Origin of the sequence: Vibrio sp. 1641 (genome assembly GCF_033339995.1) — a bacterium.
In the GTDB taxonomy this organism is placed as follows: domain Bacteria; phylum Pseudomonadota; class Gammaproteobacteria; order Enterobacterales; family Vibrionaceae; genus Vibrio; species Vibrio alginolyticus.
In genome coordinates this window covers 1-575 of sequence record NZ_JAWOVP010000376.1, presented here as the reverse complement: position 1 = coordinate 575, position 575 = coordinate 1, and the positions used below count along the sequence as shown (strand labels likewise).

Here is a 575-nt window from a genome sequence, read left to right as displayed (position 1 = left end):
GGTTGAAACGCACAAATGGGGCGGATTGTTGGTCACATTGATCATCGCACTTGTTGGTATTGTAGTTTCATTACCGATCGGTGTCGCACTGGCTCTAGGTCGACGCTCTGATATGCCCATCATACGCAGCATCTGTACGATTTACATTGAAGTATGGCGTGGCGTTCCACTGATTACCGTACTATTCATGGCGTCCGTTATGTTACCGCTGTTCTTAGCTGAAGGTTCCGAAACGGATAAACTTATTCGTGCCTTAATTGGTGTGGTCATGTTCAGCGCGGCTTACATGGCAGAAGTGGTACGTGGTGGTTTGCAAGCCATTCCAAAAGGACAATATGAAGCTGCCGATGCGTTAGGTTTGAGTTACTGGAAGAAAACAGGCCTGATCATTTTGCCACAGGCACTCAAGATCACCATTCCTTCCATCGTAAACACATTCATTGGCCTATTTAAAGACACCAGTCTGGTACTGATCATCGGTATGTTCGATGTACTCGGTATTGGACAAGCAGCAAACACCGACCCCGAATGGCTCGGCTTTGCTACCGAAAGTTATGTATTTGTCGCGTTAGTGT

The 575-nt window shown here is 46.8% G+C and carries 1 protein-coding gene; it reads left to right on the top strand.

Annotated elements, in window-relative coordinates; genetic code table 11:
- Positions 1-575: amino acid ABC transporter permease (locus R7Z47_RS26070; protein ID WP_318130930.1), on the top strand; the 575-nt coding region annotated here is incomplete at both ends.